The 4,202-nt window shown below is 40.2% G+C and carries 3 protein-coding genes and 1 pseudogene; all 4 read right to left on the reverse strand.

Features of this window, described 5'->3' with window-relative positions:
* Positions 1–76 precede the first annotated feature (76 nt).
* Positions 77–208, reverse strand: a pseudogene (locus AB5Z52_RS16050) (sugar kinase); the annotation flags it as partial.
* Entirely contained in the window at positions 201–854 is a 654-nt protein-coding gene (locus AB5Z52_RS16055) for a bifunctional 2-keto-4-hydroxyglutarate aldolase/2-keto-3-deoxy-6-phosphogluconate aldolase (protein ID WP_288551829.1), read from the reverse strand. The gene AB5Z52_RS16055 and the pseudogene AB5Z52_RS16050, both read right to left, overlap by 8 nt.
* Before the next feature lie 23 nt (positions 855–877).
* The gene (locus AB5Z52_RS16060; protein ID WP_003127879.1) at positions 878–2,740 is read right to left on the reverse strand and encodes a PTS transporter subunit IIBCA; all 1,863 of its coding nucleotides are present in this window, start codon (positions 2,738–2,740) and stop codon (positions 878–880) included.
* 14 nt (positions 2,741–2,754) lie between these two features.
* Positions 2,755–3,963, reverse strand: a complete 1,209-nt coding sequence (locus tag AB5Z52_RS16065) for a D-galactonate dehydratase (RefSeq protein WP_003127878.1) — start codon at positions 3,961–3,963, stop codon at positions 2,755–2,757.
* Between the last annotated feature and the right edge of the window lie 239 nt (positions 3,964–4,202).

The following is a 4,202-nucleotide window of genomic DNA, read 5'->3' on the forward strand; positions in this document are numbered from 1 at the left end:
CATCGTCATTCCTCCTGCTATCTTTTTCTATTATTCTACCTTATCTGATAGTAGATTTAAAACTTTGCAACAGAACCGCTAAAGAGATTGCAACATTGGCCTCTGCTCCGCCAAAATGGGCTAAGAGACAATTATTGTCACTTAGACGTTCATTGTTACAGGTGGAAAGGCGAAGCATGATCTCACCCAGTGTCAATATTTTAGTCATAAAGATCATCCTTAATCTTTTTAAATTCTGTCATGTATTCTTTAGCGATACGCGTGACACCTTTATAGTCTCCAGTTTCAGCGGGCTTCAAAAGATTGCCCCCGACGCCGACTGTTACCACACCTGCCCTGAACCAGTCTTTCATGTTTTCCAACGACACCCCTCCGGTTGGCATAATATTTATCTGTGGCAAGGGGGCTTTGAAGGCAGATATGATTGCTGGGCCATATGCCGATCCGGGAAATAATTTTACGATATCTACGCCTGCTTTTAGAGACTCTTTTATCTCCGTTACGGTTAGACACCCTGGTAAATAAGGTATTTGATACAGGTTACAAACTTCTGCTGTTGCTTGATCGAAGGTCGGACTAACTATAAATTCAGCTCCTGCCATTATGGCTAAATGGGCAGTAATGACATCTAAAACTGTTCCCGCACCAATTACTACGCTAGAATCCAAGTTCTCCGAAACTAATTCCCTAATAACCTCTGCAGCATTAGGCAATGTAAAAGTAACTTCGATTCCCTTTATTCCACCTTGAATCAATGCTTCACAGGATCGTTTTCCTTGTTCTTTAGAAGCTCCGCGAACTACCGCAATGACACCTGATTCTTCAATTTTAGTTAATAATTCTACACGTTTCATTCTTTAGCACCCTTCTCCGTCTTTCAAACGATACTTCCTATCTCATTTCCATTCATCTGCATCCCATACTGAATAGTTAAATGAGGATCTTTCATTTCAGGAAAAACAACCATAATCGAAGTATCCTTATTGTTTTCCTTCAAAAGAGATAGATCAATTTCTGCTAACAACGTATTCTTTGTGACTCTTTCGTTTTCTTCTACTAGAATATTATAGCCATTACCTTGCAATTCCACGGTATCAATCCCCATATGAATCAATGCTTCTTCTCCATGCTCACCTTTGATGATTATGGCGTGTTTTGTAGGAAAAATTGACATAATCGTTCCATTAAACGGTGCATACACCTGTCCATTTTCTGGCTTGATCGCAAATCCTTCACCCATCATTTTCTTTGAAAAAACGGGATCATTAACATCTGTGATTTTTACAACATATCCTTGAACTGGGTTATAGATCTTTTCATGTCCAGCTTCTTTGACAATCCCTTTCTTCTGTTCTTCTTGTTCCATTGCTTCATTAGGGTCGAAAAAGAAATAGACCAATCCGCCAGATACAATCATTCCCGTTAAATGAATAATGAAATAATCTTTGATACCAGTTGCGCTATACAAATAAGTAACAATTCCGGGTATAGCTGCCACACCCATACCAGTACTTTTAGCATGTAACAATCCTGCAACTAAACCCGCAGTTGCCCCACCTGTTAAGGCAAAAAGGAACGGTTTGCCAAATTTTAGATTCACTCCGAAGATCGCTGGCTCTGTGATCCCCAAGAAAGCTGGCAATGAAGCCGACATCAAAAAGCCACGTTTCTTTTTATCCTGAACTTTCCATCCAGTTACTAAGGCCGCAGTTGCTTGTGCAATAATTCCACCAGTAATCATTGCATTAAATGGGTTAAATCCCGTATTCGCTAACAAATCTGTTTCCAAAGCCAAAAATATATGATGCATTCCAGTGACAACAATGGCTTGTTGCGTTCCTCCAATAATCAAACCGCCTAATCCGAAGGGTAAACCAATTACTGCTTTTGCAGCGCCCAAAACAAGCAATTCAATGTATTGGCAAATTGGACCAATGATAATCAAACCTAATAATCCAGCAACTAAAATCGTTGTAAATGGTGTGACAATCAAATCAAGGACATCAGGAACTTTCTTTTTTAGTGCTTTTTCCGTTTTTGCGGCTATAATCGCCACCATTAGGGCCGGTAATACCGAACCTTGATAACCTACAACATTCAAATCTAATCCGAAAAACGTAAATGTAATCGCGTCTGCTACCCCTTTAGCGACATCGCTAGGATTTGGTAACAACGGGTTGACCAACATCAAACCCAGAACAATCCCTAACACTGGACTTCCACCAAATTGCTTCATTCCCGCCCATGCAATCAGTACAGGCAAAAATGTGAAAGCTGTTTTCATCAAAATAGTTGCGATTGTCAAAACATTTGGGTTCATTTCTACACCAAAAGCGTTGATACAATTGATAAAACCGCTAAATAATCCGGTAGCAACCAAAACTGGAATAACTGGAATGAAAATATCCCCTAAAATTCGCGATACTTTTTTAGGTAAAGACATTCCCTCATATAGATCGCCTTTAATATCTGTATTTAACTCAGTACTCGTATTTCCAACCACAATAGCATACACACGATCAACAAATCCCGTTCCAAGAATAATCTGGTATTGCTCTCCAGCAAAAAATTGCCCCTTTACCCCATCAATATTTTCAATCTCAGCTTCGTTAACTACTTTTTTGTCGTTCAAGGTCAAACGCAAGCGTGAGGAACAGTGTCCTACAGCTCGAATGTTTTCTTTTCCACCAATCGCTTCAATGATTGCATTTGCTACCATAACATCTTTATTTTGATTCATTTTTTAACTCCTCCTTAAGGTCTTCCTGCAGATCCATCTGGCAAACGGCACAATGTCCAGTCAGCCATCCGATCATGTGTTGGAAAAGCCGCCGCAGCTTCCTCATCAATATCGACACCAATACCTGGTTGATCATTCAGATAAATGTACCCATCCTTTGCAACCGGTGTTCCCGGAAATACTTTGTACGTATTCTCTTTAATGCTGCAACTCCATTCTTGGATACCGAAGTTCGTGGAAGTAATACTTAAATGCGTATTCACCGCATGCCCGATCCCTGTCATATCACCTGGGCCATGCCACGCAGTTCGCACACCATAAGCATCTGCCAAGGAAATAATTTTTCTTGTTGGTGTAATTCCACCCACCTGACTCAGATGCAATCGCAAATAGTCGATTGTCCGGTTTTGGATAAGCCCCGTCCATTCATGGGGATTATTAAACAGTTCTCCCATTGCTAGCGGAATATTGGTATGGCTTCGTAAATGCTCAAACCATTGGACTTGTTCTGGCGGCAATGCATCCTCTAAGAACAACAAGTCAAATTTCTCCAGCTGATTAGCAAATTTTACCGCTTCACTGGGAGATAAGCGTTCATGCACATCATGACAAAGCTTGATCGAGTCTCCAAATTTTTCTCTCAATTTTTCAAACCCTTCAATCATTGTCTTCATATAAACATCTGGATCGTAGTAAACACCGGGAGTATTATCCTTAGGTAAATGCATCGCCTGATTATTTCCGCCATACCCGCCAATCTGTACGCGAATCTGTTTCCAGCCTTGATCGACTCGCGTTTGCACTAACTCAACAGCATCACTGACACTTTGTGCATCGGCATGAATATAGGCTGGAACAGCATCACGAACCTTTCCACCAAACAATTGATAAAGCGGCATATTCGCCAGTTTCCCTTTAATATCCCAAAGTGCCATGTCGATTCCTGACAAAGCGTTGTTCAATACCGGACCGTTTCGCCAATAGCTACTCACCGAAGCTGTGCGCCAAATATCTTCTATCCGTTGCGGATCTTTACCAATCAAAAATGGTTTTAAGTATTTATCAATCGCTGTTACAACTACTTCATATCTCTGTGTAAATGTTGCACAACCCACTCCATAAATACTTGGGTCATTCGTTGTCACTTTAACTGCTACTAAGTTGATGCCTTCTGGAGCCGTGGTAATTACTTTAATATCTTCAATTACTAGCGCTTTCATCATTTGTTAAAACCTCTTTCTTAAATTTGACTCAAGTATAAGCGAATCCTTTTTTTCTGCCTATAGCGTCTGTGAACTTAAATAAATGATTCAGCATTAGATTCTTTTCCCAAAAATTGAAATTTTTCCCAGATAGTCAAAGAAAAAAACTCCCTAATTAGAGAGTTTTCAGACTGTAGACAAAAGCTGTTCCAAACTCGTAACTCGAGCTTGGAACAGCTTTTTATCTACTTCGTTTCGAA

This window comes from Enterococcus sp. RTP21361st1_A6_RTP21361_211029 (assembly GCF_040910045.1).
Taxonomy (GTDB): Bacteria; Bacillota; Bacilli; order Lactobacillales; family Enterococcaceae; genus Enterococcus_D; species Enterococcus_D gallinarum.

Excerpts from the sequence above, each read along its gene's own strand:
- AB5Z52_RS16055 (WP_288551829.1), bottom strand. The coding sequence starts at position 854 with ATGAAACGTGTAGAATTATTAACTAAAATTGAAGAATCAGGTGTCATT.
- AB5Z52_RS16060 (WP_003127879.1), bottom strand. The coding sequence starts at position 2,740 with ATGAATCAAAATAAAGATGTTATGGTAGCAAATGCAATCATTGAAGCG.
- AB5Z52_RS16065 (WP_003127878.1), bottom strand. The coding sequence starts at position 3,963 with ATGATGAAAGCGCTAGTAATTGAAGATATTAAAGTAATTACCACGGCT.